This window comes from Phocaeicola sartorii JCM 17136 = DSM 21941, assembly GCF_054653615.1.
The window spans coordinates 2,044,401-2,070,392 of record NZ_BAAIFW010000005.1 but is presented as its reverse complement, the minus strand read 5'-3'; the positions used below and the strand labels follow the sequence as shown (position 1 = coordinate 2,070,392).

The 25,992-nt window shown below is 43.9% G+C and carries 21 protein-coding genes; 16 read left to right on the top strand and 5 right to left on the bottom strand.

Going from position 1 to position 25,992, the window contains the following annotated elements; genetic code table 11:
• Nucleotides 1-59: 59 nt before the first annotated feature.
• A complete protein-coding gene (locus ACYQ0C_RS08650) occupies nt 60-1,085 on the bottom strand; it encodes a glycosyltransferase family 2 protein (protein ID WP_025077014.1) in 1,026 nt (341 codons plus the stop codon).
• Between the two features lie 213 nt (nt 1,086-1,298).
• On the opposite strand from ACYQ0C_RS08650, the gene ACYQ0C_RS08645 reads away from it, so the two are divergent.
• The 8 genes from ACYQ0C_RS08645 to ACYQ0C_RS08610 are packed head-to-tail and all read left to right on the top strand — an operon-like array spanning nt 1,299 to nt 9,818.
• Complete coding sequence (locus ACYQ0C_RS08645) at nt 1,299-2,447, top strand: glycosyltransferase family 4 protein (RefSeq protein WP_016276388.1); 1,149 nt, start codon at nt 1,299-1,301, stop codon at nt 2,445-2,447.
• On the top strand, nt 2,444-3,595 hold the full coding sequence (locus ACYQ0C_RS08640; RefSeq protein WP_016276387.1) for a glycosyltransferase family 4 protein: 1,152 nt from the start codon (nt 2,444-2,446) through the stop codon (nt 3,593-3,595). The genes ACYQ0C_RS08645 and ACYQ0C_RS08640 overlap by 4 nt, the downstream gene beginning before the upstream one ends.
• Nucleotides 3,592-4,725, top strand: coding sequence for a glycosyltransferase family protein (locus ACYQ0C_RS08635; protein ID WP_016276386.1), 1,134 nt, complete (start codon nt 3,592-3,594; stop codon nt 4,723-4,725). Before ACYQ0C_RS08640 ends, ACYQ0C_RS08635 begins: the two co-directional genes overlap by 4 nt.
• A gap of 12 nt (nt 4,726-4,737) precedes the next feature.
• Entirely contained in the window at nt 4,738-5,886 is a 1,149-nt protein-coding gene (locus ACYQ0C_RS08630; RefSeq protein ID WP_016276385.1) for a glycosyltransferase family 4 protein, read from the top strand.
• On the top strand, nt 5,883-6,665 hold the full coding sequence (locus ACYQ0C_RS08625; protein ID WP_016276384.1) for a class I SAM-dependent methyltransferase: 783 nt from the start codon (nt 5,883-5,885) through the stop codon (nt 6,663-6,665). The genes ACYQ0C_RS08630 and ACYQ0C_RS08625 overlap by 4 nt, the downstream gene beginning before the upstream one ends.
• Nucleotides 6,649-7,491: a glycosyltransferase family 2 protein gene (locus ACYQ0C_RS08620; RefSeq protein WP_016276383.1), complete on the top strand. Its 843-nt coding sequence runs from the start codon at nt 6,649-6,651 to the stop codon at nt 7,489-7,491. Before ACYQ0C_RS08625 ends, ACYQ0C_RS08620 begins: the two co-directional genes overlap by 17 nt.
• 6 nt (nt 7,492-7,497) lie before the next feature.
• On the top strand, nt 7,498-8,616 hold the full coding sequence (locus tag ACYQ0C_RS08615; RefSeq protein ID WP_016276382.1) for a glycosyltransferase family 4 protein: 1,119 nt from the start codon (nt 7,498-7,500) through the stop codon (nt 8,614-8,616).
• Entirely contained in the window at nt 8,613-9,818 is a 1,206-nt protein-coding gene (locus ACYQ0C_RS08610; RefSeq protein WP_016276381.1) for a glycosyltransferase family 2 protein, read from the top strand. The genes ACYQ0C_RS08615 and ACYQ0C_RS08610 overlap by 4 nt, the downstream gene beginning before the upstream one ends.
• A 3-nt stretch (nt 9,819-9,821) precedes the next feature.
• Here the strand turns inward: ACYQ0C_RS08610 and ACYQ0C_RS08605 are convergent, their stop codons facing one another.
• Complete coding sequence (locus tag ACYQ0C_RS08605) at nt 9,822-10,178, bottom strand: response regulator (protein WP_016276380.1); 357 nt, start codon at nt 10,176-10,178, stop codon at nt 9,822-9,824.
• 143 nt (nt 10,179-10,321) lie between these two features.
• Here ACYQ0C_RS08605 and ACYQ0C_RS08600 point away from each other — a divergent pair, with 143 nt between their 5' ends.
• Together ACYQ0C_RS08600 and ACYQ0C_RS08595 are read left to right on the top strand one after the other, a co-directional pair.
• Nucleotides 10,322-12,172: a PAS domain-containing hybrid sensor histidine kinase/response regulator gene (locus ACYQ0C_RS08600; protein ID WP_016276379.1), complete on the top strand. Its 1,851-nt coding sequence runs from the start codon at nt 10,322-10,324 to the stop codon at nt 12,170-12,172.
• 3 nt (nt 12,173-12,175) lie between these two features.
• A complete protein-coding gene (locus ACYQ0C_RS08595) occupies nt 12,176-13,237 on the top strand; it encodes an endonuclease/exonuclease/phosphatase family protein (protein WP_016276378.1) in 1,062 nt (353 codons plus the stop codon).
• 8 nt (nt 13,238-13,245) lie between these two features.
• Here ACYQ0C_RS08595 and ACYQ0C_RS08590 read toward each other — a convergent pair whose 3' ends face one another.
• Entirely contained in the window at nt 13,246-14,385 is a 1,140-nt protein-coding gene (locus ACYQ0C_RS08590) for an ATP-binding response regulator (RefSeq protein ID WP_016276377.1), read from the bottom strand.
• 9 nt (nt 14,386-14,394) lie between these two features.
• Nucleotides 14,395-15,333 carry a UDP-glucuronic acid decarboxylase family protein gene (locus ACYQ0C_RS08585; RefSeq protein WP_016276376.1) on the bottom strand — a complete coding sequence of 313 codons (939 nt, stop codon included), beginning with the start codon at nt 15,331-15,333 and terminating at the stop codon, nt 14,395-14,397.
• A 121-nt stretch (nt 15,334-15,454) separates the two neighbouring features.
• On the opposite strand from ACYQ0C_RS08585, the gene thiD reads away from it, so the two are divergent.
• The 4 genes from thiD to ACYQ0C_RS08565 all read left to right on the top strand — a co-directional run bounded on the left by thiD (nt 15,455) and on the right by ACYQ0C_RS08565 (nt 20,028).
• Nucleotides 15,455-16,279: a bifunctional hydroxymethylpyrimidine kinase/phosphomethylpyrimidine kinase gene (thiD, locus tag ACYQ0C_RS08580; RefSeq protein WP_016276375.1), complete on the top strand. Its 825-nt coding sequence runs from the start codon at nt 15,455-15,457 to the stop codon at nt 16,277-16,279.
• A 118-nt stretch (nt 16,280-16,397) separates the two neighbouring features.
• Entirely contained in the window at nt 16,398-17,285 is an 888-nt protein-coding gene (fabD, locus tag ACYQ0C_RS08575) for an ACP S-malonyltransferase (protein ID WP_025019133.1), read from the top strand.
• A 247-nt stretch (nt 17,286-17,532) separates the two neighbouring features.
• Nucleotides 17,533-18,318: a patatin-like phospholipase family protein gene (locus ACYQ0C_RS08570; protein WP_025077015.1), complete on the top strand. Its 786-nt coding sequence runs from the start codon at nt 17,533-17,535 to the stop codon at nt 18,316-18,318.
• A 12-nt stretch (nt 18,319-18,330) separates the two neighbouring features.
• Entirely contained in the window at nt 18,331-20,028 is a 1,698-nt protein-coding gene (locus tag ACYQ0C_RS08565) for an alpha-amylase family protein (protein ID WP_016276372.1), read from the top strand.
• A 127-nt stretch (nt 20,029-20,155) separates the two neighbouring features.
• Here the strand turns inward: ACYQ0C_RS08565 and ACYQ0C_RS08560 are convergent, their stop codons facing one another.
• Entirely contained in the window at nt 20,156-21,244 is a 1,089-nt protein-coding gene (locus tag ACYQ0C_RS08560; RefSeq protein WP_016276371.1) for an HpaII family restriction endonuclease, read from the bottom strand.
• A gap of 262 nt (nt 21,245-21,506) precedes the next feature.
• Between ACYQ0C_RS08560 and ACYQ0C_RS08555 the strand changes: the two genes are divergently transcribed.
• Nucleotides 21,507-21,968: an alanyl-tRNA editing protein gene (locus ACYQ0C_RS08555; protein ID WP_016276370.1), complete on the top strand. Its 462-nt coding sequence runs from the start codon at nt 21,507-21,509 to the stop codon at nt 21,966-21,968.
• Nucleotides 21,969-22,127: 159 nt separating this feature from the next.
• Nucleotides 22,128-25,991, top strand: a complete 3,864-nt coding sequence (locus ACYQ0C_RS08550; RefSeq protein ID WP_016276369.1) for a TIM-barrel domain-containing protein — start codon at nt 22,128-22,130, stop codon at nt 25,989-25,991.
• Nucleotide 25,992: the final 1 nt, after the last annotated feature.

Genomic DNA, 25,992 nt, shown 5'->3' with positions numbered 1-25,992 from the left:
AAATTCAGTCGATAAAAAGACTGCAAACCCTGAGACTGATCTTCATCACACAAGAAGGCTCAACGATATAGCCTTCCCCATATCTTATAATACCATTTTATCAGATGGGCGTATTTATACAATATATGATGTCTGTATATCCCCCAATTCAAAAGCAGACAAAAGGGATAGAACAAGTTCAATTCGTACAAAACCTCCATAGGCCGGAACTCCCTGAAATGCCTCTTTATCAGATTTCTTTTAAACTTATCTATCGCATCATAACTTTCCCTTGTAACCCCTATTGTAGCAGCATTGTACACCACCGGCATCAGCTTGTTCAAAATGAAACAGATATTTTCGGCATACAACTCTTGCTCCATGTGCTCATAAAAAACGGTTAAGATAAAGATAAAATCCTTGGCCGGCCTGTCAAAGTCCGTTTTTGCCTTGTTCATGGTCGAGAAAGGATTTGAACGCCTGTAGAAATAAGTAAAAGAATTGACAGAAGCAAACGTCTCCACCTTCTTATACAAAAAATAACACCACAAAAAGTCTTCAAACAAAATGCCCGTCCTGAAATAAATGGCATTCTCTGTCAGCACCGCCTTTCTGATCAGCCGGTTGACCGGAGTGGATGTTATTTTCGAATCCAGAAACAGTTTGTTGATACGTATCCTTCCCTCCGTATATCTTTGCAAACCACTGTTCTTGTTTTCCATCCCTTCTGAATAAGAATCCCCCTGCACCAAATCAATCCCCGGATATTTTTTTGTCTCCTCCCATAATTTCTCCAAGCAATTCTCATAAAGCATATCATCCGAATCTATAAACAAAAGATAACTGCCTTGAGAAAGTTCTATCCCCTTGTTTCTTGCCGCAGAAACCCCTTCATTCCGCTCTTTTCTCACAATTCTAAAGCTGATGTTCCCTTTATATCCAGCCAGTTTCTCCTCGATCAGGCGCATACTGTTATCCGGAGAGCAATCATCAATGATGATGCACTCAAAACAATCAAAAGTTTGATTGATTATGGAATCAAGACATTCTAACACATATTTCTCCACCTTGTAAACCGGCATCACCACCGTTATCTCTTTCTTCATACTGATCATTGTAAGATGCAATATTCGCAAAAACAAATGACACTCACAACATTCCGAAGACTTTAATTACGAAATAGCCCCATTTTCACCCCTTGTTTACTCCGGACACAGCGGGTATTCCATAAAAAAACGGATACAAACAGGAATTTGAACCACTTCTTATTGGATATATAAAAAGAATACACTATTTTTACGGAAAAACAAAGCGGGGAAATGAAAATAGTATATATATACGACTCCATAGCCCGTATAGGAGGCACGGAGCGGATTTTGACGGATAAGATGAATTATTTGGCTGAGACTTACGGACATGAAGTGTATCTTATTACTTCTTCCCAAGGAAATCATCCTCTTTCTTTCCCATTGTCCGATAAAGTAAAACATATTGATTTGGATACAAAGTTTCATCTGCAATACCAGCATCCTTTTCTCAAACAATTGAGAATGGGGTGGTCTTTGGATCATAAATTCGAACAACGATTAAAAAAAGAGATCACACGTATCAATCCCGATATCATATCGGGAAATACCAGTTTTAAAGCGGATTTAATTTGCAGATTAGACTGCAAGGCAAAGAAAGTCATCGAATCACATTGCGCCAAAACATACACCCGGATACCCGAAAACCGCAAGAAGAGTTTTTTTAAGGATGTAAAAGACAGATACGTCAGCTGCCAATGTTTCCGTGAGATCAAACGATACAGTGATGCCATAGTAACACTGACCCAAGAAGATGCCACCATGTGGGGAAAAGATCCGAATATACATGTCATTCCGAACACTACCTCCATTATTGACACACATACAAGCAGCCCCTGTGAAGCCCCCCGTGTGATAGCCGCAGGCAGACTGACCTGGCAGAAAGGGTTCGACCGACTGATTGACGCGTGGGATATCGTGCAGAAACGTCATCCCGGATGGATGCTGGACATATTCGGCGAAGGTTTTTATAAAGATTTCTTAACCAAGCAGGTTAAAGACCGGAAATTGGAACATTCCATCACAATTCATCCTTTTACGCAGAACATAACACAAGAATACTTGAACAGTTCCATTATGGCCCTAAGTTCCAACTATGAAGGCTTTGGACTGGTCTTGATCGAAGCCATGAGTCTGGGCGTTCCTTGTGTCTCTTTCGACTGTCCGTTCGGCCCGTCGGAAATCATCAGAGACCAGGAAGACGGACTCCTCGTCAAAAACGGAGACATACAAGGATTTGCCAACGCTATCTGCCACCTGATAGAACATGAAGTGGAAAGAAAAGCTTTCGGTAAAAGTGCCAAAGAAAATGTAAAACGTTACTCACCTCAAAACATCATGCCGCAATGGGAAATGTTGTTTCATAAACTGACTGAAAAATGACCATCGTTTATCTATACACAGCCCTATGCACCGTGGGAGGAGCCGACCGGAGCATCATCCAAAAAGCGAACTATCTGGCTGACGAAATGCACCAGGATGTATTTATCATTACCGACTCACAGAAAGGACGACCTTCCGTTTTCCCGATATCCCCCAGAGTCAGGCACATTGACATAGCGATTGATTTTGACAGACAGTATCATCATAACCTGTTAGTGAGAGGCTGTTATTATTTCACCTTGATGCGCCTGTACAGAAAGAAACTGAACTACTGGCTGAAGACCTTGAAGCCGGATATCGTCATCAGCACACTGGGCCGCGAATTGGATTTTCTGACACAACTGGACGATGGAAGTATAAAAATAGGAGAATCCCATATAGCCAAACCGTACACCCGAAACCTGCATCTGATGGAACAACGAGAATTTCCATACAAGCAAATCGCACGACATTGGAGAAAAAAACAAGAAGAGGCTGTAAAAAAGTTGGATGCGCTGGTTGTTCTGACACAGAATGACGCGGATAATTGGAAAGAAGTAAAAAAGGCATGTATCATACCGAACTTCTTACCGTTCTTGCCCGAAAATGGGAGTTCCTGCCTGGAAAAAAGAATCATCAGCATAGGACGATATAACGAACAGAAGGGCTATGACCGCCTGATTGAAGCTTGGGGCAAGGTCAACCGGAAGCATCCCGACTGGCATATCCGCATTTACGGAGAGGGTCAAGACAGGGACAGGCTACAAGAACTTATCGGAAAGCATCATATAGAAAACAGCTTTTCATTGTGCCCTCCGACCAAAAACATTCAAGAAAAATACCTGGGAAGTTCCATATACGTCATGAGTTCACGATTTGAAGGATTACCGATGGCACTTCTGGAAGCGATGGCGTGCGGTGTTCCCTGCATCTCATTCGACTGCCCGTACGGACCTGCCGAGATTATCACTCCTGAGGAAGACGGAATACTGGTGAGGAACGGAAACACGGACGAACTGGCTGACGCGATATGCCGGCTGATAGAGGATACGGATAAACGCATACGGATGGGAAAGCAGGCCCAAAAGAATATCCAACGTTATTCGCGCGAAGAAGTGATGAAACTGTGGAATGAGTTATTCAACACCTTAACAACCACCCGACCATGAATATCATCTATCTCCTCTTTCATGGACTATCTCCTTACAGCGGCATCAGTAAAAAGATCCTGTATCAGGTTAAAGGCTTGGAAGCATGTGGACACCAAGTCAGCTTATGCACGTACTGCATAGCGGACAACAGTCACCGGGTAAGGATGATAAACGGTGAAATAATAGCCGATTACGGAACAGGCAAACTGGCTGCGGCAAGAAAAAGAGTTTCCTACCAATGCATATATCATTATGCTGTAGCACATCGGGTGGAATTAATTTATGTACGCTCTTTCCATAATGCGAATCCGTTCACCATCCGGCTGTTCAGCAAACTGAGGAAAGCCGGAATTAAAATAGTGATGGAAATACCTACCTATCCTTACGACAACGAATATGCCGGTTTTCCACTAGCCACACGCCTAGGGATACAAGTGGACAAAGTTTTCCGAAAGACACTGGCGGAACACGTGAACGCTATCGTCACCTTTTCAGACCATCACCATATATTCGGTCAACGTACCATTCAGATATCCAACGGAGTTGATTTTGATTCCATCCCACTGAAAAAGACGGTTTCTAAAAACACCTCCGTCATTCATTTACTAGGAGTGGCCGAAGTACATTATTGGCACGGATACGACCGCCTGATAGACGGTTTGGGTAAATATTACCAAAAACCGGCAAACACAACCGTATTTTTCCACATCGCAGGCGGTATATGGAAATCCGAAATGCATGACTCGCAACACGCTCCCGGATTTTATGAACTTATCAACAAATATCATATAGAGAAATATGTCATCTTCCACGGACAAAAAATGAACGAGGAGCTGGATGAATTATTCAACGAAGCGGATTTCGCCATCGGCAGTCTGGCACGCCACCGCAGCGGCATTGACAAAATCAAAACTTTAAAAAACAGAGAATATGCAGCACGGGGAATACCTTTTATATATTCAGAAACGGACGAAGACTTTGACCTTATGCCTTATATAATGAAAGTTCCGGCCGACGAAAGTCCCATAGACATCCGCCAGCTTATCCGGTTCTATACGGAACTGGATCTGCCGCCTTGCAGAATAAGGGATTCCATTAAAAACTTGTCGTGGAAAGAACAAATGATGAAAGTGATAAACAACCTGTAATACCTCCCGCCTATGATCCGGATCGCCTATTGTACTCCCTCTCTCCATATTCCCGGAGGAGTGGAAAGGGTACTGACCACCAAAGCCAACTTCCTGGCTGAGAGCGGTAATTATGAAATATACATCTTGCTGACTGATGGAAAAAGCAAGTCTCCCTGCTATGCTTTATCGCCCAAAGTGAAAATTATCCAACTGGATATAGACTTTGAAGAATTATGGGAACTTCCTCTGTGGAAAAAGGTGCCGGTTTATCTGAAAAAACAAAGAATATACCGACGCAAGCTCTCCGCCGCCTTGTTCCACCTCAAACCGGACATCACTATCTCTCTGTTACGACGGGAAATTAACTTTATCACCTCCCTCAAAGACGGAAGCAAAAAGATAGGAGAGCTGCACGTGAACCGGAAGAACTATCGTAATTTTGAAAAGAACGAAAGCAACTTCGTCAAGGAACTTTTTGCCAAATTATGGATGAAAAGTCTGGTGAGACATTTAGGAAAGCTGGACAAGTTCGTTGTGCTGAGTGAGGAAGACAGAGAGAACTGGCCCGAACTACAAAATGTAAAAGTCATCAGCAACCCTCTACCCTTTCAACCCGGAACATGCAGCAACTTGAACAATAAACGGATAACCGCCGCCGGAAGATATACCTACCAAAAAGGATTCGATTTGTTACTGGAAGCATGGAGCAAAGTCTGTAACCGGCATCCGGACTGGGAATTACATATATATGGCAAAGGAGATAAGACTGCATATCAAGCACTGGCTGGGAAATTGGAACTAAAGAACCTTTTTCTTGAAAATACAACCCCGGATATGATCCGTAAATACTGTGAAAGTTCTATCTTTGTATCCAGTTCCAGATTTGAAGGATTCGGAATGGTCATAGCGGAAGCAATGGCGTGCGGAGTACCTGCCGTATCATTCGCCTGCCCGTGCGGACCTAAAGATATCATCCGGAACGGGGAAGACGGACTATTGGCCGAAAATGGAAAGACAGAAGAGCTGGCCGAGAAAATAATTTATCTGATTGAGAACGAAGAAATAAGAAAAGAAATGGGAAAGAAAGCCCGCATCAATGTACAACGTTTCGCTAAAGACGTAATTATGCAACAATGGATTCAGTTATTCAACAACTTATTAAACGGAACAGAACAATGAAAACAGATTCCCCCTACGACAGAGGAGACATCCATATAAACAAAAACGACAAAGTGCTAGAGATAGGTCCGGGCCATAATCCGACGTATCGCTCCAACGTGGTAGTCGAAAAATTTGTTGACACCAATTATCACCGCTGCGGTGACGTGAAAATATACCCGCATCAGACCTTTGTACATGCCGACGGAGAAAACCTGCCCTTCAAAGACAAGGAGTTCGACTATGTGATATGCAATCAAGTTTTGGAACATGTAGAACATCCCGAAGCATTTGTCAAGGAATTATGCAGAGTGGCCCGACGGGGATACATCGAAACTCCCAGTCTGCTGGGCGAATACTTGTTTCCTAAGAAATCACACAAATGGGTCATACTGGATATAGACAACAAGCTAGTTTTCTATGAAAAAGCCAGAATGCCGGGCAACTATGAAAATGACTATGGAGAATTGTTCCTGAATTATTTGCCTTTCCAATCCCTCCCCTACAAACTGCTGTGGCTGACGGAAGGAGATATCACCTTGAACCGCTACGAATGGAAAAACGAGGTGGAAATATTGGTCAACCCCGAAGATGAATACTACTCCTCTTTCTTCCTCAACAAATGGAACCGGGAAATGGTGGAGAAACTATACCCCCGCCGCTCCGCCCTGACAGAAATGAAGAAGATAATTCACGCCCTGTCCTATCTCATCAAAAACAAATTGAAATCACGATTCAGTAATCACCGGACTCCAATCACACTGTCCGAATATATAAGAACACATGAAGTGGTACGCTGACTATCTATCCATCTATGACAGGCCTTTCACCCAAGTCCCACAAACGGTTATCAACCAAGTGAAAGACAAGATCCGGCAACTGGCAACTCATGCTCCGCTGGTTTCGGTGGTAGCCATCGCCCATAATGAAGAAAAGAGGATATTGAGCTGCCTGTGGTCTTTATGTGAAAACCAACATACCTATCCTGTAGAAATACTAGTCATCAATAATCATTCTACCGACCGCACCGAAGAGGTACTAAAAGAATTAGGGGTCACCTACTTCAATGAATGCCAAAAAGGTCCCGGTTTTGCCCGGCAATGCGGACTGAACCATGCTCGAGGGAAGTATCATCTCTGCATAGACGCCGATACCCTTTATCCGCCCCGGTACATCAGTACCATAGTAAAGGCCTTACAAGAAAAAGAAGTGGTGGGCACATACGCCCTATGGAGTTTTCTCCCCAATGAACATCATTTAGGACTTTTCTTCTATGAGACACTGCGTGACCTCTATTTGAAAATACAAAATCTGAACAGGCCGGAACTCAATGTACGTGGAATGGCTTTTGCCTTCCACACGGAAACAGCCCGGAAAGAAGGATTCCGGACAGACATACTCCGCGGAGAAGACGGCTCCTTGGCACTAGCATTGAAAAAATACGGAAAATTAAGATTCGTCACCGCCCGCAAAGCCCGTGTCCTCACCGGCCATGGCACTATTTCGGCCGACGGTTCCCTGTTCAGCAGTTTCAAGAAACGAGCCATAAAAGGTTTAAGAAACTTCACGGCTCTTTTCTATAGCAAAAACGATTACGAAGATGAAGATTCCAACTTGATAAAGTAACGACAAATGAAAATAGCAATAGAAGCCCAACGCATCTTCAGAAAAGAAAAGCATGGCATGGACTATGTAGCTCTGGAGACCATCCGGGAACTGCAAAAGACAGACACACAGAACGAATACTTCATACTGGTCAGCCCAGGAGATGATATCTGTTTGCAGGAATCCGCCAACGTGCATATCGTGACCGTCAACTGGCCGTCCTATCCGCTTTGGGAGCAAATAGGACTGCCGTTGGCTTTGAGAAAAATCAAGCCAGACCTGCTGCACTGCACAAGCAACACCGCCCCTGTGTATGGCAACATTCCACTGGTGCTTACACTGCACGACATTATCTTTCTAGAGAAAAAACAAGGTAAGAACCAGTCCATGTACCAAAGGATGGGACGCCTCTACCGGAGAATCATAGTTCCCAGAATTCTTGCCAAATGCAAGAAAATCATTACCGTTTCTCATTTTGAATGCAACCGCATCAGTAGTTCTCTACACATTGACAGACAACTGCTTGCCGCTGTACACAACGGCTATTCACAACATTTCATACCGGTACGAAACGCACAAACCATCACCGCCCGATACATTGAAGAACGTCCTTACCTGTTCTTTCTAGGAAATACCGACCCTAAGAAAAATACGGCAAAGGTATTGCAGGCATACAGCATATATTTAAAAAAATCCCGTCAACCCCTCCCTCTGCTTATCGCTGACCTGAAAGAAGAGATCATAGACGGATATCTGAACCGGCAAGGCTTACAGGAAATAAAAAAGATGCTGTATTGCCCCGGATACATTCCGAACACAGAATTACCTGCTGTTTATAGTGGAGCATCCGCCTTCATATACACGTCTCTGCGCGAAAGTTTCGGCATCCCCATTCTGGAGGCGATGGCCTGCGGAACTCCCGTCATCACCTCAAACACTTCCGCCATGCCCGAAATTGCAGGACCGGAGGGTATTCTGATCAATCCGTCCGAACCGGAGGAAATCGCTTCCGCCATCCTTCATTTAGAAGAAGATGCAGAATATTACCAGTCACAAGCCATATACGGACTAAAAAGAGTCCGCCGGTTCTCATGGGAGAACACAGCAAAAAAAATATTGTCAATATACAAAGAAATACTAGCATGAGCACCCTTGAATTCCTCTTCTTCGTTCTTCTCTTCATTGTATTCTACACTTATGTGGGATATGGAATCCTGTTATGGATATTGGTTAAAATAAAACAAAATTTTCTTTTCCCCTACGATACGGACGAACAAGATAAAGAAATCTGCCGGCACAAAGACAACACCGCCCTGCCCGAAATCACCCTGTTCATCACCGCCTATAACGAAGAACAGGTAGTGGATAAAAAAATGAGAAACTGCCATGAACTGGATTATCCCAAAGAGAAACTTCATATCGTATGGGTAACGGACGGCAGCAATGACCACACCAATGAAAAATTAAAGGTTTATCCCGATGTCACCCTATTGTCCATCCCTGAAAGAAAAGGAAAAACAGCCGCCATAAACCGAGGTATGAGATTTGTCACCACACCTCTGGTCATATTCACAGACGCCAATACATTTATCAATCCGCAGGCTGTCCGCGAAATAGTGAAATGTTTCGACCATCCGCGGGTGGGATGTGTGGCAGGAGAAAAACGGGTGGATATGCACAGCACCGGAGGGGCTGCTTCGGGAGGAGAAGGGTTATACTGGAAATATGAATCATGGCTGAAAAAACTGGATTACCAGCTCTACTCCACTATAGGTGCCGCCGGAGAGCTATTTGCCATCCGCACCCCGTTATATGAAGAAATGCCCGAAGACACATTACTGGATGATTTTATGCTGTCCCTACGCATCGCCATGAAACGGTACACGATAGCATATTGTGATACGGCATACGCCTTGGAAAGCGGATCGGCCGATATGAAAGAAGAAGAGAAAAGGAAAGTGCGCATTTCGGCAGGCGGATTACAGTCCGTCTATCGCTTGAAAGAACTGCTGAACCCGCTACATTATGGAATTCTTAGTTTTCAATACATCTCCCACCGGGTACTGAGATGGTCGGTGACACCAGTCGCCTTGTTTCTACTTCTCCCCTTGAATATCCTACTGGCTGCCTGTAGCGAGAACCGTCTGGTTTACCTTCTTTTTCTTCTACTACAATCCGCATTCTATGCCGGAGGATTCTATGGCTGCTACCTGTCCGCCAAGTCAGTAAAGAACAAATTGCTTTATATTCCTTACTATTTCCTGTTCATGAACATCAATGTGATAAAAGGCTTCTTCTATCTGAAAAGACATACTGGCGGAACATGGGAAAAAGCCCACAGGGCCTAATGTTTACTCACTAAAATGTTTTTTTATCATCTCATGCAAAACGGGAGCCATAATCGGCTTGGCCATATAGTCATCACATCCGGCTTTAAAAGCCTTGTCACGGTCACTATCGTATGCATTGGCGGTAAGGGCTATAATAGGAAGCCTCCCTCCTTTCCGGCGAATTTGTCTGGTGGCTTCCAATCCGTCCATAACAGGCATCTTTATATCCATTAAAATCATATCGGGCTGGTACTCCTCAAACTTCTCAACAGCCTCTTGCCCATCATGGGCACGACAAACTTCATACTCCTTTCTTAATATGATAGATAATAAAAGGTAATTACTTTCCGTATCTTCAGCTACCAAAATCTTTTTCATGTCTTCTTTTTATTGATTACCTTGCAAATTTACGATATAAAATGATATAAACAATATTTTTTTTGTATATTTGCTGTCAGTGATCAATATCACGCATCTAAATTCGCGAAGAGAAACAGTATATTGAGAATCATACTATTAATATGAACATTCCAAGTAATATATTGCACGATAAGCAATATGCAGACCAAATTCTAGAGATTACGGCTGATACGATGTTTTTCGTATATAAAGACGGCACCTGTTTAGACTTTAAGGCTAATACAGCCGATTTTTTTATAAAAGAACAGGATATTATAGGAGAAAATATTTTCTCTTATTTCCCCGTAGAGACCGCCCGGGAAATGTACCTGGAATTTGCCAAGGTACGGGCGGGAAGCAAGCCTTCCGCACGGAATTACAAACTAATATTGGAAGATGATGTGAAATACTACAAATGCATCATCAGCAGGTATGACAAAGAACATTTTATTTTCCAATACAGGGATATCACAGGCCGGAGTGTAGTCAGACTGAAACTGGAAAAGAAACAAAAAGATTTGTGCGAGATAGAAAAGGCCGCAAGCATAGGGTTATGGGCTTACGACTCGTCCACACGGCTCATCAACTACTCGGGATATACCCGGATATTCTGCAATGACGAAGAGGTAAAAGACATTTCTATAGACGAATACATAAACTACATACATCCAGACGACAAGGACCGTTTCAGTCAATGGCTGGAAGAAAACCTGGATGAAAAAGATGCCGTCAATACCATAAACTATAAACTCCTCATAGCTGGAAAGACCATCAATATGAGAATTAAAGCATATCATAAAGAGGTATATATGCAAAAAACCATATTGGAAGGATATATACAGAATACATCCGAGATTGTCTGGAAAGCAGAACGCTCCAACCAACTGAAATCCGCTTTTCTGGCCAATATGAGCCATGAAATCCGTACACCACTGAATGCCATTCTGGGATTCTCACGCATCATAGCCGAAACGGAGAATGCCGAGGAAAGACTGCAATATTACGATATTGTGGAGAAAAACAACATGCGCTTGCAGGAACTTATCAACGAGATTCTGGACTTATCGAAGATTGAATTGGGTATAATGGAATTCAACTATGCACCCGTATACCTTCATACCTTATGTGAGGATGTAAAAAACACATATAGCTTCAGATGCCAGCCCGGAGTGGAGCTGATTTTAGAGGAGTCCGATCCGTCACTGGTAATCTCGACAGACAGAAACCGTTTATTTCAGGTTTTCTCCAATCTGATAGGTAATGCCACGAAATTCACTGTCAAAGGTTCAATCAGTTTTGGATATAAATTAGCTGGGGAAGAGATTGTATTCCACGTAACCGATACCGGAAGCGGTATTTCCGATGACAAAATAGACAAGATTTTCGACCGTTTCATCATGGCCAACAACCAAGTGCAAGGCACAGGATTGGGGCTTTCCATCAGCAAGATCATTGTAGAAAAATTAGGAGGAAAAATAGCCGTCCGGTCACAAATAGAGGTTGGAACTACATTCACTTTTACACTACCCTACATCTCGGTAAACGGGAAAATGAAACAGGAAGAAAAACAGACATCGGCCTCCGCCAAAGACAAGAACAAGGCTTTCCTCCAGAAAGCGACCATCCTAGTGGCAGAAGACTACCAAAGCAACTATGACTTAATAGCGGCAATAATCGGAAAAATGTATAGGCTGGTACATGCACATGACGGCATGGAGGCTATCATGTACTATGAACAATACAAACCCGACTTGATTTTGATGGATATAAAAATGCCTAACATCAATGGTCTGGACGCCACAAAGGCCATACGGGAAATGTCTGCCGACGTGCCTGTCATTGCCGTGAGCGCGTATGCGTACGAAAAAGACAAAGTAGCTGCCATAGAAAGCGGATGCAATGAGTTTATAACCAAACCAGTATCTGCCGATTTACTGAAAACGACTATCAACAAATATCTAAAACAAAAGTAATTTATGGGAAGGTTAGCCGTATATAAGTTTGCCTATTTTTTATCTATCCTGTTCACATTCTTCATTTTGGGACTTTCCATCTTCGCTTATTTCTCAGGAAAAATAAATCCAGCGGAGAACATGTTTGCCGCATACGTTGCTTTAAGCAAACCCATACTAGTGGCAACCAATGCGATATTATTCATTTACTGGCTCATCAGACTCCGGTATTGGTTATGGATTCCGTTGACCAGCCTGATGGTAAACTACGGATACATCACTTCCATGTATCAGATTTATAACCCAACCAAATATGCCAATGAGAACAGACTGAAAGTAGTGACTTATAATGTCCACTCGTTTGGAAATGAAATCACGGGATTCTCCGCCAAAGAGTTTGCCGAGATGATGAACAAAGAGGAAGCGGATGTACTTTGTTTTCAAGAATACAGAGGCAATGGGGACTTTACGGAGCAGGACTTGCAGGATACGTATGCTAAAACATTCCCTTACTCATTTATTCCCAAAGAACTGAGCCTGGCTATTTACAGCCGATACCCCATCAAACAATCGCAAACAGTAGAATTTCCGAACAGTAACAACGGAGCCATCTGGGCCGACCTGGATGTAAAGGGCATGACGATACGCATCATCAACGTGCACATGCAGACTACCAGCTTTGACAGGATGCGATCCAAAGCAGCGCAGGCCCGGGGGGCACAGGATGCGGAACAGGAAAAAGCCATTTATTTGGACTATTCCGACAATTTTCGGGAAAATACCGTCAGACGCGCCGGACAGTCCGGACTAATCAGTTCGCTGATCAATGCCACAGAATATCCCCTGATCGTATGCGGTGACTTCAATGATCCTCCAGGAACTTTTACTTACGAAACTCTGAAAAGTGGACTGGAGGACGGATTCCATACTGCTGGAGAAGGGTACGGAGCTACTTTCCGGGGCTTTCACCATTTACTGCGGATAGACTACCTGTTTCATTCCTCCTTATTAGAAGGTATAAAATACAAGGTGATTCCTTATGATATGAGTGACCATAACCCAGTATGTCTGGAGGTGGGACTTTGATGAATCACTTACTTCTTCAACGCTACCGAGAAGAAGAAAGTGGAACCTTTCCCCTCTTCAGACTCAAACCATAAACGCCCGCCGTTCTTGACAGCGAAATCCTGACATAGCAACAAGCCTAATCCGGAGCCTTCCTCATTATTCGTTCCGTATTTGCTGAAATGAGTTTCCGTATTCAATAATTTCTTTTGGTCTTCCTCACTCATACCTTTTCCAGCATCTTTTACACTGACTATGACTTTATCCCCCTCTATCCCGGCATTGACCAAAATCTCGGAATCATTATAGCTAAACTTGATGGCATTGCTGAGAAGATTACGCAAGATGGTCTTCATCATATCTATATCGGCATGTACCTCAATCTTCTCATACACTGGAAAGTTCACTTTTATATTCTTCATACCGGCTACCAGATTGAAAATCTCGATAACCGAAGCAATATTCCCTACAATATCAAAATCCTGATAAACTACATTCAGTTTACCTATCTGGCTTTTAGTCCATTTCAATAAATTATCCAATAAGGAGAAAACATCCTCCGTACTTTGATTGGCCATGCTCAGCATATCATACATCTCCTTACCGATCTGTTCGGGCGGCAAACTAAGTATCAACATATTGAGCACCATCTTAATGGACCCCATAGGCGAGCGCAAGTCATGTGCAATGACAGAATACAACTTGTCGCGCCCCATGATAGTCTTACGCAGTTCTTCCGTCTGCTTCGTGATGATCCGCTTGGCGGCAATCAAAGATATCTGATGAGTCACACGAATCACAAGTTCTTCCTTATTAAAAGGTTTGGATATAAAATCATTGGCTCCCACCTTGAAGCCCTTCACGATATCAGCAGTGGTATTCAAAGCGGTCAGGAATATAATAGGAATATGCTGCGTTTCAGGATCGGCTTTCAGTCGCTCAGCAACTTCAAAACCATTCATCTCGGGCATCATGACATCTAATAAAATCAAATCAGGGCAGGCATTGACCGCTTGAGATAAAGCCTCCTTTCCATTACTGGCAGTTACCACCTTAAACTTCTCGTTTGCCAACAGCACTCTCAGCAGCAAAACATTAGAAACTACATCGTCCACAACCAAAACAGTATATTCAGAATGCTTTATTACTACATTTACATCCGATGTCATAGGCATATATTATTTAGCTAGAACACTCTTAAAATAATCAATCACTTTCATCAGTCCCACCTCCAGATGGACATGAGGCTCCCAAGCCAGTTTTTCCTTTGCCAGGGTGATATCCGGTCTGCGCTGACGAGGATCATCATGAGGCAAAGGTTTGAAAATAATGTCAGAATAAGAACCAGTCAGTTCCAGCACCTTCCGGGCCAGTTCAAAAATGGAAAATTCACAAGGATTTCCTATATTCACCGGTCCTGTGAAATGGTCTTCCGTAGCCATCATACGTATCATTCCCTCCACCAAATCATCTATATACTGAAAGCTGCGTGTCTGCTTTCCGTCTCCATAAATGGTAATATCCTTGTCCTGCAACGCCTGCACCACAAAATTAGAAATCACACGACCGTCATCGGGCAACATATTAGGACCATACGTATTGAATATGCGGATAATTTTTACTCGGACGCCATGTTGCCGGTAATAATCCATACACAAAGTCTCGGCACAGCGCTTTCCTTCGTCATAACAAGAGCGGTAGCCTATCGGATTGACATTTCCCCAGTCCCCTTCCCTTTGGGGATGCGACAACGGGTCTCCATATACCTCACTGGTAGAGGCTTGAAGTATTTTCGCCCTATTACGCTTTGCCAGCCCCAACATATTGAATGTACCGAAGACAGCCGTCTTCGCTGTTTTAATAGCATCATGCTGATAATGTATAGGAGAAGCGGGACATGCCAGATTGTATATCTCGTCCACATCCGTCCAAAACGGATTGATTATATCGTGTTCTATCAGTTCAAAGCGCGGATGCCCGGTCAGATGGCTGATATTCTCTTTACTCCCTGTAAAAAAGTTATCTAAACATATAACGATATTACCTTCCTTTATCAGGCGAGTACATAGATGTGACCCTATAAATCCTGCGCCTCCCGTTACTAGGATTCTTTTCATTCCCCCTTACTTTTACGTTATTTAATGTTTAGCAAAAATAATTGATTCCCTTCACTTGTGCAAACATTTAAAACAAGATTATTCATTATCTTTGCAAATACTTTATCAAAAAGAGATTTATATGAAAAAATATCCTTGTATATTAAGTATAGCAGGTTCCGATTGCAGTGGAGGAGCCGGCATACAGGCCGACTTGAAAGCAATCTCTGCCCTGGGTGGTTATGCTGCGACAGCCATTACCGCAATCACCGTACAAAACACGTTGGGAGTACGTGCCATACATCCCATACCACCGGTATATGTGCGTGGACAGATAGAAGCCGTAATGGAGGACATCCGTCCGGATGCTGTCAAGATAGGCATGATTAATGATGTGGAAATAGTTAAAGTCATAGCCTCCTGCCTCCGTAAATATCAACCCCGTTTCGTTGTATTCGATCCGGTTATGATATCGACCAGCGGACACCGGCTGATAGAAGAAGATGCCATCAACGCACTGACCCAGGAACTGATGCCCCTGTCCAGCCTGATTACGCCTAATCTGAGTGAGGCGGAAGTATTGACAGGACACCGTATGGACAATGTAGAAAAAATGAAGATTGCCGCACCGGAGTTATTAAAATATGGCTGCGGAGCCGCTTTGCTAAAAGGAGGGCACCTGGAGGGAGGTAAGATGTGTGATGTATTACAGATAGCCGGAGAAGAAAAACCTCATCTCTTTGTTTCAGACAAAATAGAAAGCAAGAATACACACGGAACAGGCTGTACTCTTTCTTCCGCCATCGCTACATTTCTGGCATTGGGATATGATATGCCGCAGGCAGTAGAACATGCAAAAGCATACGTCACCGGAGGCATCCATGCCGGGAAAGACATACATATAGGAGAAGGACACGGCCCGCTGAACCACTTCTACGCCCCTGTCCCGATGAAAATAATACGATAATATGCTAATTACCATGCGGTACATAACGCAGCCTATTCGCAAATTGCCTCATTATTATTCCGTAGTTCCGGAAGAAATAATTAACTTTGCAACGTTTTTAAACCAAAATAGGAAAAATATGAAAGCATTTGTATTCCCCGGACAGGGAGCACAGTTTGTAGGTATGGGTAAAGACCTGTACGAAAACTCGGCTTTAGCCAAAGAACTTTTTGAAAAAGCAAACGACATTTTAGGATACCGCATCACAGACATCATGTTTGAAGGTACTGACGAAGACTTGCGCCAGACTAAGGTAACTCAACCTGCCGTTTTTCTGCACTCGGTCATTTCAGCTCTTTGCATGGGCGACGACTTCAAGCCCGAAATGACAGCAGGACACTCATTGGGTGAATTTTCCGCATTGGTTGCAGCCGGAGCATTGTCTTTCGAGGACGGTCTGAAACTGGTCTATGCACGTGCTATGGCCATGCAGAAAGCTTGTGAGGCACAACCCTCTACCATGGCTGCCATTATCGCCTTGCCAGACGAAAAGGTGGAGGAAATTTGTGAAGCGGTTTCCAAAGAAGGCGAAGTAGTAGTGGCTGCCAATTATAACTGCCCGGGACAAATTGTGATCTCAGGTTCTATTGAAGGAATCAATAAGGCTTGCGAGCAAATGAAAGCTGCCGGAGCCAAACGCGCCCTGCCGCTGAAAGTGGGAGGCGCTTTCCACTCTCCGCTGATGAACCCTGCCAAAGTGGAACTGGAAACTGCTATCAACGCAACAGAAATTCATATTCCGAAATGCCCTGTATATCAGAATGTGGACGCTTTGCCTCACACAGATCCTGCTGAAATCAAAGCAAATCTGGTGGCTCAGCTCACTGCTTCCGTACGCTGGACTCAGACAGTAAAGAATATGGTTGCCGATGGTGCCGATGACTTTACCGAATGTGGACCAGGTGCTGTGCTGCAAGGACTGATCAAGAAAATTGACGGATCGGTCAACGCACATGGAATTGCTTGATAAACAATCCATAATCACCACAAATCTCACTGATTGATGATCTGGATGATATGTGGAATAACAACAGAACGCAGACTGACACTGATTCTTCTCCAAAATCTTTCGTGTCAGTCTGCGTTCTTGTTTTCCATAAAATCCAATCTGTATAAACCTGTATAATCTTTGGTGAATCTGATAAAGCCCGTCTTTTTCTATGGTATTTCACAAAAAAATTGTAAGTTTGTCGGTAACTAAACGGGATTACGCTATGAATGAATTTAAATATAACATTGGTTATGCCCTGAGCGGAGGATTTATAAAAGGATTTGCCCATTTGGGAATTATGCAGGCTTTGCACGAACATGGCATCAGGCCGGAAATACTTTCCGGAGTAAGTGCGGGTGCTCTTGCCGCTGTTTTTTATGCCGACGGCAAAGAACCTTATCAAATTATTGAACTTTTCGAGCACCATTCATTCAAAGAGCTGACCACTTTCTCTATCAACAAACAAGGTCTGCTGAAATTGGACAGTTTCATTGATTTCCTAAACAGCAATCTGGAATCGAAAACGATAGAAGAATTAAAAACCCCCACTGTTATTACTGCCACAGACCTGGATCACGGACGCATTGTTTCCTTTAGAAAAGGAAAAATAGCCGAAAGACTGGCTGCTTCCTGCTGCATGCCTATCTTATTTGCCCCCATACGCATCAACAACACATATTATGTGGATGGAGGAATCCTGATGAACCTTCCGGTAAGCCCCATCCGCAAAGAATGCGAGAAAGTGATAGCGCTCAATGTAGATCCGCTGGTAGCAGATGAATACAACAAGAATGTGGTGAGCATCGCACTCAGAGCCTATCATTTTATTTTCCAGGCCAACACGCTGCCTCAAAAAGGAACTGCAGATTTGTTGATCGAATCATACGGACTGGAAGAATACAGCAACAGGGAACTGGAAAGAGCCGAGGAGATATTCGAAAAAGGATACAATACAGCGACAACACTCCTGGACAGACTGCTTCTGAAGAATGGAACAATTTGGAGATAAACAAAAAATAAAATGGATACACAAGAAAAAATCATTATCTATCAGGTATTCACCCGTTTATTCGGGAACAATAACCTGCGTTGCAAACCTAATGGTTCATTAGAAGAAAACGGCTGTGGCAAAATGGCTGATTTCACGACAAAGGCTTTAGGCGAGATCAAAGCACTGGGTGCTACACATATTTGGTATACAGGTGTCATTGAACATGCCACACAAACCAATTATACCCGCTATGGCATCAAACCCGATCATCCCGCAGTAGTCAAAGGAAAGGCCGGATCACCGTATGCCATCAAGGATTATTATGATGTAGATCCTGACTTGGCAACCAGTATTCCGGACCGTATGAAAGAGTTCGAGAATCTGGTAAAACGAAGCCACAAAGCCGGATTGAAAGTCATCATCGACTTTGTCCCCAACCATGTGGCCCGCCAGTATGGTTCGGACGCCAAGCCTGAAGGAGTGACCGATCTGGGCGAGAAAGATGATGTGACAAGGGCTTTCAGCCCTAACAATAATTTCTATTATATTCCGGATACAAAGCTGGAAGGCAGTATCGACCTGCACCGTGGCGCAGCGGAACCTTACATAGAATTTCCGGCAAAAGCAACCGGCAACGACCGTTTCGACGCATGGCCCAACTCCAATGACTGGTATGAAACGGTGAAACTGAATTATGGCATAGACTACATGAACGGTCATAGCCGCCACTTCGATCCGATTCCGGACACATGGGTGAAGATGCGTGACATCCTGCTGTTCTGGTCTGCTAAAGGCATTGACGGTTTCCGCTGTGATATGGCAGAAATGGTTCCTGTAGAATTTTGGGGATGGGTGATTCCGCAAATCAAAGCCGAACATCCGGAACTGATTTTCATCGCCGAGGTCTATAATCCGGGAGAATACCGGAATTATCTGTTCAATGGCAAATTCGACTATTTATATGACAAGGTAGGTCTGTATGATACGCTGCGCGCCATTACCTGTGGATGGGAATCAGCAACCGCTATTCCACAACGCTGGCAAAGCCTGGGCGGCATCGAAAAACGAATGCTCAACTTTCTGGAAAATCATGATGAGCAGCGCATAGCTTCCGATTACTTTGCCGGAAACGGCTCAAAGGCCATACCCGCAATGATTGTATCAGCCTGCATGAATACCAATCCCGTCATGATTTACTTCGGACAAGAACTGGGAGAACATGGCATGGATACGGAAGGTTTCAGCGGACGTGACGGAAGAACCACTATTTTCGATTACTGGAGCGTGGACAGCATACGCCGCTGGCGCAACGGGGGCAAGTTTGACAATAAATTTCTGAATGAGGATGAAAAGCAGTTGAAACAATTCTATACCCGTCTGCTGAATATATGCAACAGTGAAAAAGCCATACGGGAAGGTGTGTTCTTTGACTTGACCTATGCCAATCTGGCCGGATGGGTGTTCAACGAACATAAGCAATACGCCTTTTTACGAAAACAGGAAAACGAACTGATATTAATTATGGTCAACTTTGACTCCATACCAGCACGTTCAGCCGTCAATATTCCGCAACATGCGTTTGATTATTTAGGCATCCATCGTTATGGAGAATATGAGGCAACCGAGTTGCTGACCGAAAACACAGAGAAGCTGACGCTTATGCCGGATAAGACAACTCCCGTTTTACTGGATGGAATGAGTGGAAAAATTCTGAAATTCAAGCTATAGTTTCTCACTACAGATTACTCAGATTAATACAAAGATTGATTGCAACAATCAATTAATTGGATTTCAATCTGTGTAATCTGTGGCAAAAACATTTTACCTTCAGGAAGGTACAAATTAGCTCATTGTCCTATCTCTTCAACAGACCGATTCTCAAGTTCAGTTTAAAATAGCAGGCTCCGTTCTCACGTTCCAAGTATCCGTACTTATCTTTTTCAGTAGAACTCTTCTCAAACCGGGAGTTAGCAAACAGAAAATCGGCAAAGGTCTGACGGTCGGCTTTCTGATAGCAAAGCACCTCCCCGCTACCATCTACAAGCAGAAAACCGGAAATGGCAGAATCCGCTCCATTAAAGATCTTGGCAGGACGCATCCCCAAAGCCAGAGCCATAAGGAACTGCTTCATCTTGTATTCATAATAGCCATGTTTATGGATCAACTCATCCTTTATTTTCAATGGATTGATTTGCTCGACCGCTTCTGTCAGATCACTGATTCTGGATATGCCATCCAAATGCATGACACGCAACATCTCGCCCAACATACGGGGAAAATGAAGATCTATCATGCAGAGATTACTACGGAACACCTTATCGGCCACATCATTATATTTCAAGACTCCTCCCAGACGTTCTATCATCAGCATACGCCCTGCCACATCGTCTTCTTCACCAAAAGCATTAATTTTATTTATAGTAGGAGTAGCGAACTTAACGCCTGTCTGCTCAAACTTCAAGTTGGCAGTACGGCCTCCATCCAACAACGGGAACATAGCCCCCAAACGGGAACGAACACAAAAACCTACCAACGGAGCCTCTATACTATAAAAAGCAACATAGAAATCAGTACGGTCATCCGTCTTTGCCTCCAAATCATAAATGGCGACTTCATCCAAAAATTCCTCCACACCATCGGGAGACATCACATCATTCCCGCGACTCTCTTTGACGGCCGCAAGAATCAACTCTGCCACAGCCGCAAAATCCTCACGGGCTATCTGCTTGTCTATCTTCTCTCCACAAACATGTACAGTCGCCTCATCCTCCAGAATATAACGGCGTGTTCCGTCATGTTCCTCACGCTGTATCATTGCCACAGGAAACTTTTGCGCTTCATTCCTTTTCACATCAGGCGTACCTGCATACACATATCCATCCGCCAACAAGCGGAAAAAGGCGTAAAGCTCGCCCCACTCTCTCTTCGTCGCTTCAAATGCCATATCTTTTTTCTTTTTACTATCGCCTACTATTTTATAATGGCTGCAAAGATACGCAAAAGAAGTTTTAAAAAACAGGTTTTCGAGAAAAGCAAATCTTAAACAATGTTATATAGCATACTTTTCAAGTCTGATTATTTGCTATTTTCCGAAAAGTCCGTACCTTTGTAATGTGTTTTTCATAGTATTAGATTTAAGGTTAACAAAGATTGGAGCAAGGCGTTGCTCCTTTTTTTATTTATAAATCAATAAAAACTTGTCTATCATGGAAATAAACCAGGCAGCCCCCAAATTTCAGGATGCGTCAATCGCACCTATGCATACCACGGAGCATGTGGTAAACAGAACAATGATCAATCTTTTCGGATGCGGACGGGCAGTATCAGCCCACATAGAACGCAAAAAGAGTAAACTGGATTTTGCCCTGCAAGCATGTCCGGAAGAAGCGGATATTGCAAAAATAGAAAACACTGTAAACGAAGTTTTGCGAAGTAATTTGCCCGTCACCATGGAATTTATCTCTCAAGAGGAGGCGACAGGTCGCTTCGACATGAGGCGTTTGCCAAAAGAAGCCTCGGAGACCGTGCGGATTGTAAAAGTAGGCGATTATGATGAATGTCTTTGTATAGGACAGCATGTGGAGAACACATCCATGATAGGTACATTCAAAATAATAAGCCACGATTACAAAGACGGCATTTTCCGTATGCGGTTTAAACTGATATAGAACGATATAAAATATAGAGTCCCCATCAACAAACCCACCCTATTTTTCTTTTTTATGAGTAGATCCGCCTTTTTAGGGAAGAAAAGACGAATTAATCCACATTACTGATTACCTTTACACACTTAATGAAACAAATACCTAATTTTAAACCATGTCATTATGAAAAGAAACTGCAACAGTACCAGATGGAAGAAAACAGCTGTGCTTACACTAGCTATTCCACTGGTTTTGGGAGCTTCCCCCGTATGGGCTGCCTCCCACCCGCCTATGCCTTATGAAACAGTACAAACCCATGCTAAAATTATCGGCGTAAAACAAATAAACCCTACCACAGTCGATGTATTGTTCTCGAACAATCAACGAATGACCGTGGACTTTTACGGGGAAAACATATTCCGCTTATTCCAAGATAATTCCGGAGGTATTATCAGAGCCCCGGAAGCCACACCACAAGCGCAAATTCTTGTTGACAACCCCCGCATACCTCTGTCGATGCTGAATGTGGAAGACACGGACGGAACGATCACCATCAGTACGGCAAAAGTAAAAATCCAGTTGGATAAAAACACCTCTTTACTGAAAGTCATCAACCTGGACACACAATCCGTGGTACTGGAAGAAAGTGAACCTGTAATGTTCGATAAAGACAGAGTGACGGTGACCTTGAAAGAAACTCCCGAAGAATATTTCTATGGCGGCGGCGTACAAAACGGAAGATTCTCACATAAAGGAAAAGCAATCGCCATCGAAAACCAGAATAGCTGGACAGATGGCGGAGTAGCTTCCCCTACTCCTTTCTATTGGTCCACTAACGGATACGGTATTCTGTGGTACACTTTCAAGAAAGGGAAATACGATTTTGGAGCCGAGAAACAAGGAAGCGTGAAATTATCCCATGAGACAGACTACCTGGACTTATTCTGTATGGTCAGCCATACCCCGACCGCTTTATTGAACGACTTCTACCAGCTCACCGGCAATCCCGTCCTATTGCCCAAATTCGGCTTCTATCAAGGACACCTGAACGCTTACAACCGCGATTACTGGAAAGAGGACGAGAAGGGAATTTTATTCGAGGATGGAAAACGCTACAAGGAAAGTCAGAAAGACAACGGTGGCATCAAAGAGTCCCTGAACGGTGAGAAGGGTAATTATCAATTCTCCGCCCGCGCCGTGATAGACCGTTACAAAAATCACGACATGCCTTTAGGATGGCTGCTGCCCAACGACGGATACGGAGCCGGATATGGACAAACGGAAACATTAGACGGAAATATACAAAACCTGAAAGATTTGGGCGACTATGCCCGCCGTAATGGAGTGGAAATAGGCTTGTGGACACAGTCCGACCTTCATCCCAAACCCGAGATAAGTGCCTTGCTGCAACGCGACATCGTAAAAGAAGTGAGAGACGCCGGAGTGCGGGTACTGAAAACAGACGTAGCATGGGTGGGGGCAGGATACTCCTTCGGTCTGAACGGTGTAGCAGATGTGGGACAGATCATGCCTTATTACGGCAATAATACCCGGCCATTCATCATCTCTCTGGACGGCTGGGCCGGCACCCAGCGCTATGCCGGTGTATGGAGCGGCGACCAGACGGGAGGAGAATGGGAATATATCCGTTTCCATATCCCCACTTATATAGGTTCGGGACTGTCCGGCCAGCCGAACATCACTTCGGACATGGACGGCATATTCGGCGGTAAGAATGCAGCAGTCAACATACGCGACTTCCAGTGGAAGACATGGACTCCCATGGAACTAAACATGGATGGATGGGGAGCAAACGAAAAATATCCGCACGCCCTGGGCGAACCCGCCACCTCCATCAACCGTATGTATCTGAAACTAAAATCAGAACTGATGCCATACGCCTACAGCTTCGCCAAAGAGGCGGTGGACGGACTGCCCATGATCCGTGCCATGTTCCTTGATTTTCCCAATAAGTACACGCTGGGAACAGCCACCCAGTACCAATATATGTATGGAACTGATTTTCTGGTAGCCCCCGTTTACCAGAACACACAAGCCGATGCGGAAGGCAATGATATCCGAAATGGAATCTATTTGCCCGAAGGTGAATGGATAGACTATTTCTCCGGAGAGAAATATGAAGGAGGACGCATACTCAACAATTTCGCCACCCCCTTATGGAAACTTCCCGTTTTCGTGAAGAACGGCGCCATCATCCCTATGGCCAACCCGAATAACCATGTAGGTGAAATAAACAAAGGGCTACGCATCTACGAAATGTATCCCCACAACCATACCATGACCGTGGAGTATGACGATGACGGAATCACCGAAGCATACAAAGACGGAAAGGGAGTCACCACCTTTATCGAATCAAATGTAACCCCCAAGAGCACTGTCATGATTACCGTACACCGTACTCAAGGCAACTTTGACGGATTCGTAAAGGAGAAAGCAACCGAATTCAGGATCAATGTAACTGAAAAACCGAAAGCGCTTTCCGCTAAAATAGGAAAAAGCAAAATAAAACTGACAGAGGCTGCCTCTATGAAACAATTCATGAATGGAGAAAATACATTCTATTATGACGCAGCACCTAATCTGAATAAGTTCGCGACCAAAGGAAGTGAGTTTGAGAAAGTGACAATTACCAAGAACCCCCAGTTGCTCGTCAAACTGGCTGCAACGGATATCACCGCCAATCAGATTGACATGGTCATCAAAGGATTCCGCTTTGATCCCGCTGACACCTACCGGGTCTCTTCAGGCATCCTGTCGGCTCCGCAAGCGGAAGTGACAGCCGAACACACAGAAGCTTATACGCTGAAACCAAGCTGGAGCAAAGTGCCTCACGCCGATTTCTACGAAATAGAGCTGGACGGCATGATTTACACCACGATTAAAGATACCGAGTTGCTGTTTGACGCACTTTCCGCCGAAACAACTTATGCCTTCAAGATACGCGCCGTAAACAAAGACGGAGTTTCCGAATGGAATGAGTTCAAGGCTACCACCAAATCCAACCCGCTGGAATTCGCCATCCGCGGCATCAAGGGAGAAATTACCGCCAAAGACCAGCCCGGTTTCGAGATAGACCACTTGTTTGACTTTGCTGAAACAGGAGATGTATGGCATACCGAATACGGAGCCAAAGCCACACCGTTTGACATGATTCTGGATTTAAAGACCATCAACCAATTGGATAAATTCCATTACCTGCCACGCCAAGATGTCGGAAACGGTACTTTACTGAAAGGCAGCGTATGCTACAGCCTCGACAAAAAGCACTGGACGGAAGCCGGGAAATTTGAATGGAAACGAAACAGTGACGTGAAAGAATTCCTGTTCAAAGACAGACCGGACGCACGCTACATCAAACTATCCGTAACAGACGGAACGGGCAATTATGGTTCCGGCCGCGAACTTTATGTGTTCAAGGTTCCGGGAACGGAAAGCTATCTGCCGGGAGATATCAACAACGATGGCAAGATAGATAACAATGACCTGACTTCTTATACCAACTATACGGGTTTAAGAAAAGGTGATTCTGATTTTGAAGGCTATATCAGTGTTGGCGACATCAACAAGAACGGATTGATTGACGCTTACGACATCTCTGTAGTCGCCACGCAGCTGGAAGGTGGAATAGATGAAACCAACGCTTCACCGGAAGTAGGCGGGAAGCTGGAAATAAGTACCCCAAAACGTCATTATAGCAAGAACGAAATAATTGAAGTACGCGTGAAAGGTATTGATTTGAAAGCAATCAATGCACTAAGTTTTGCTTTACCCTACGACCAACAGAAGTATGAATTTGCAGGTGTGCAGCTCATCCATCTGAATGAAATGGAGAATCTCACTTACGACAGGCTCCATAGCAACGGCAACAAGGCACTTTATCCTACTTTTGTTAATTTGGGCAATAAAGCGCTTCTTGATGGAACAACCGATCTATTTATCCTCAAGTTTAAGGCCAAGCAGAATGTGACCTTCGATTTACAGATAAAAGATGAAATACTGGTAAATCAAAGACTGGATAGTAAATAGT

What these genes read in the sequence shown, in the direction of transcription:
- ACYQ0C_RS08650 (WP_025077014.1), bottom strand. Translation starts at nt 1,085, where the DNA reads ATGAAGAAAGAGATAACGGTGGTGATGCCGGTTTACAAGGTGGAGAAA.
- ACYQ0C_RS08645 (WP_016276388.1), top strand. Translation starts at nt 1,299, where the DNA reads ATGAAAATAGTATATATATACGACTCCATAGCCCGTATAGGAGGCACG.
- ACYQ0C_RS08640 (WP_016276387.1), top strand. Translation starts at nt 2,444, where the DNA reads ATGACCATCGTTTATCTATACACAGCCCTATGCACCGTGGGAGGAGCC.
- ACYQ0C_RS08635 (WP_016276386.1), top strand. Translation starts at nt 3,592, where the DNA reads ATGAATATCATCTATCTCCTCTTTCATGGACTATCTCCTTACAGCGGC.
- ACYQ0C_RS08630 (WP_016276385.1), top strand. Translation starts at nt 4,738, where the DNA reads ATGATCCGGATCGCCTATTGTACTCCCTCTCTCCATATTCCCGGAGGA.
- ACYQ0C_RS08625 (WP_016276384.1), top strand. Translation starts at nt 5,883, where the DNA reads ATGAAAACAGATTCCCCCTACGACAGAGGAGACATCCATATAAACAAA.
- ACYQ0C_RS08620 (WP_016276383.1), top strand. Translation starts at nt 6,649, where the DNA reads ATGAAGTGGTACGCTGACTATCTATCCATCTATGACAGGCCTTTCACC.
- ACYQ0C_RS08615 (WP_016276382.1), top strand. Translation starts at nt 7,498, where the DNA reads ATGAAAATAGCAATAGAAGCCCAACGCATCTTCAGAAAAGAAAAGCAT.
- ACYQ0C_RS08610 (WP_016276381.1), top strand. Translation starts at nt 8,613, where the DNA reads ATGAGCACCCTTGAATTCCTCTTCTTCGTTCTTCTCTTCATTGTATTC.
- ACYQ0C_RS08605 (WP_016276380.1), bottom strand. Translation starts at nt 10,178, where the DNA reads ATGAAAAAGATTTTGGTAGCTGAAGATACGGAAAGTAATTACCTTTTA.
- ACYQ0C_RS08600 (WP_016276379.1), top strand. Translation starts at nt 10,322, where the DNA reads ATGAACATTCCAAGTAATATATTGCACGATAAGCAATATGCAGACCAA.
- ACYQ0C_RS08595 (WP_016276378.1), top strand. Translation starts at nt 12,176, where the DNA reads ATGGGAAGGTTAGCCGTATATAAGTTTGCCTATTTTTTATCTATCCTG.
- ACYQ0C_RS08590 (WP_016276377.1), bottom strand. Translation starts at nt 14,385, where the DNA reads ATGACATCGGATGTAAATGTAGTAATAAAGCATTCTGAATATACTGTT.
- ACYQ0C_RS08585 (WP_016276376.1), bottom strand. Translation starts at nt 15,333, where the DNA reads ATGAAAAGAATCCTAGTAACGGGAGGCGCAGGATTTATAGGGTCACAT.
- thiD (WP_016276375.1), top strand. Translation starts at nt 15,455, where the DNA reads ATGAAAAAATATCCTTGTATATTAAGTATAGCAGGTTCCGATTGCAGT.
- fabD (WP_025019133.1), top strand. Translation starts at nt 16,398, where the DNA reads ATGAAAGCATTTGTATTCCCCGGACAGGGAGCACAGTTTGTAGGTATG.
- ACYQ0C_RS08570 (WP_025077015.1), top strand. Translation starts at nt 17,533, where the DNA reads ATGAATGAATTTAAATATAACATTGGTTATGCCCTGAGCGGAGGATTT.
- ACYQ0C_RS08565 (WP_016276372.1), top strand. Translation starts at nt 18,331, where the DNA reads ATGGATACACAAGAAAAAATCATTATCTATCAGGTATTCACCCGTTTA.
- ACYQ0C_RS08560 (WP_016276371.1), bottom strand. Translation starts at nt 21,244, where the DNA reads ATGGCATTTGAAGCGACGAAGAGAGAGTGGGGCGAGCTTTACGCCTTT.
- ACYQ0C_RS08555 (WP_016276370.1), top strand. Translation starts at nt 21,507, where the DNA reads ATGGAAATAAACCAGGCAGCCCCCAAATTTCAGGATGCGTCAATCGCA.
- ACYQ0C_RS08550 (WP_016276369.1), top strand. Translation starts at nt 22,128, where the DNA reads ATGAAAAGAAACTGCAACAGTACCAGATGGAAGAAAACAGCTGTGCTT.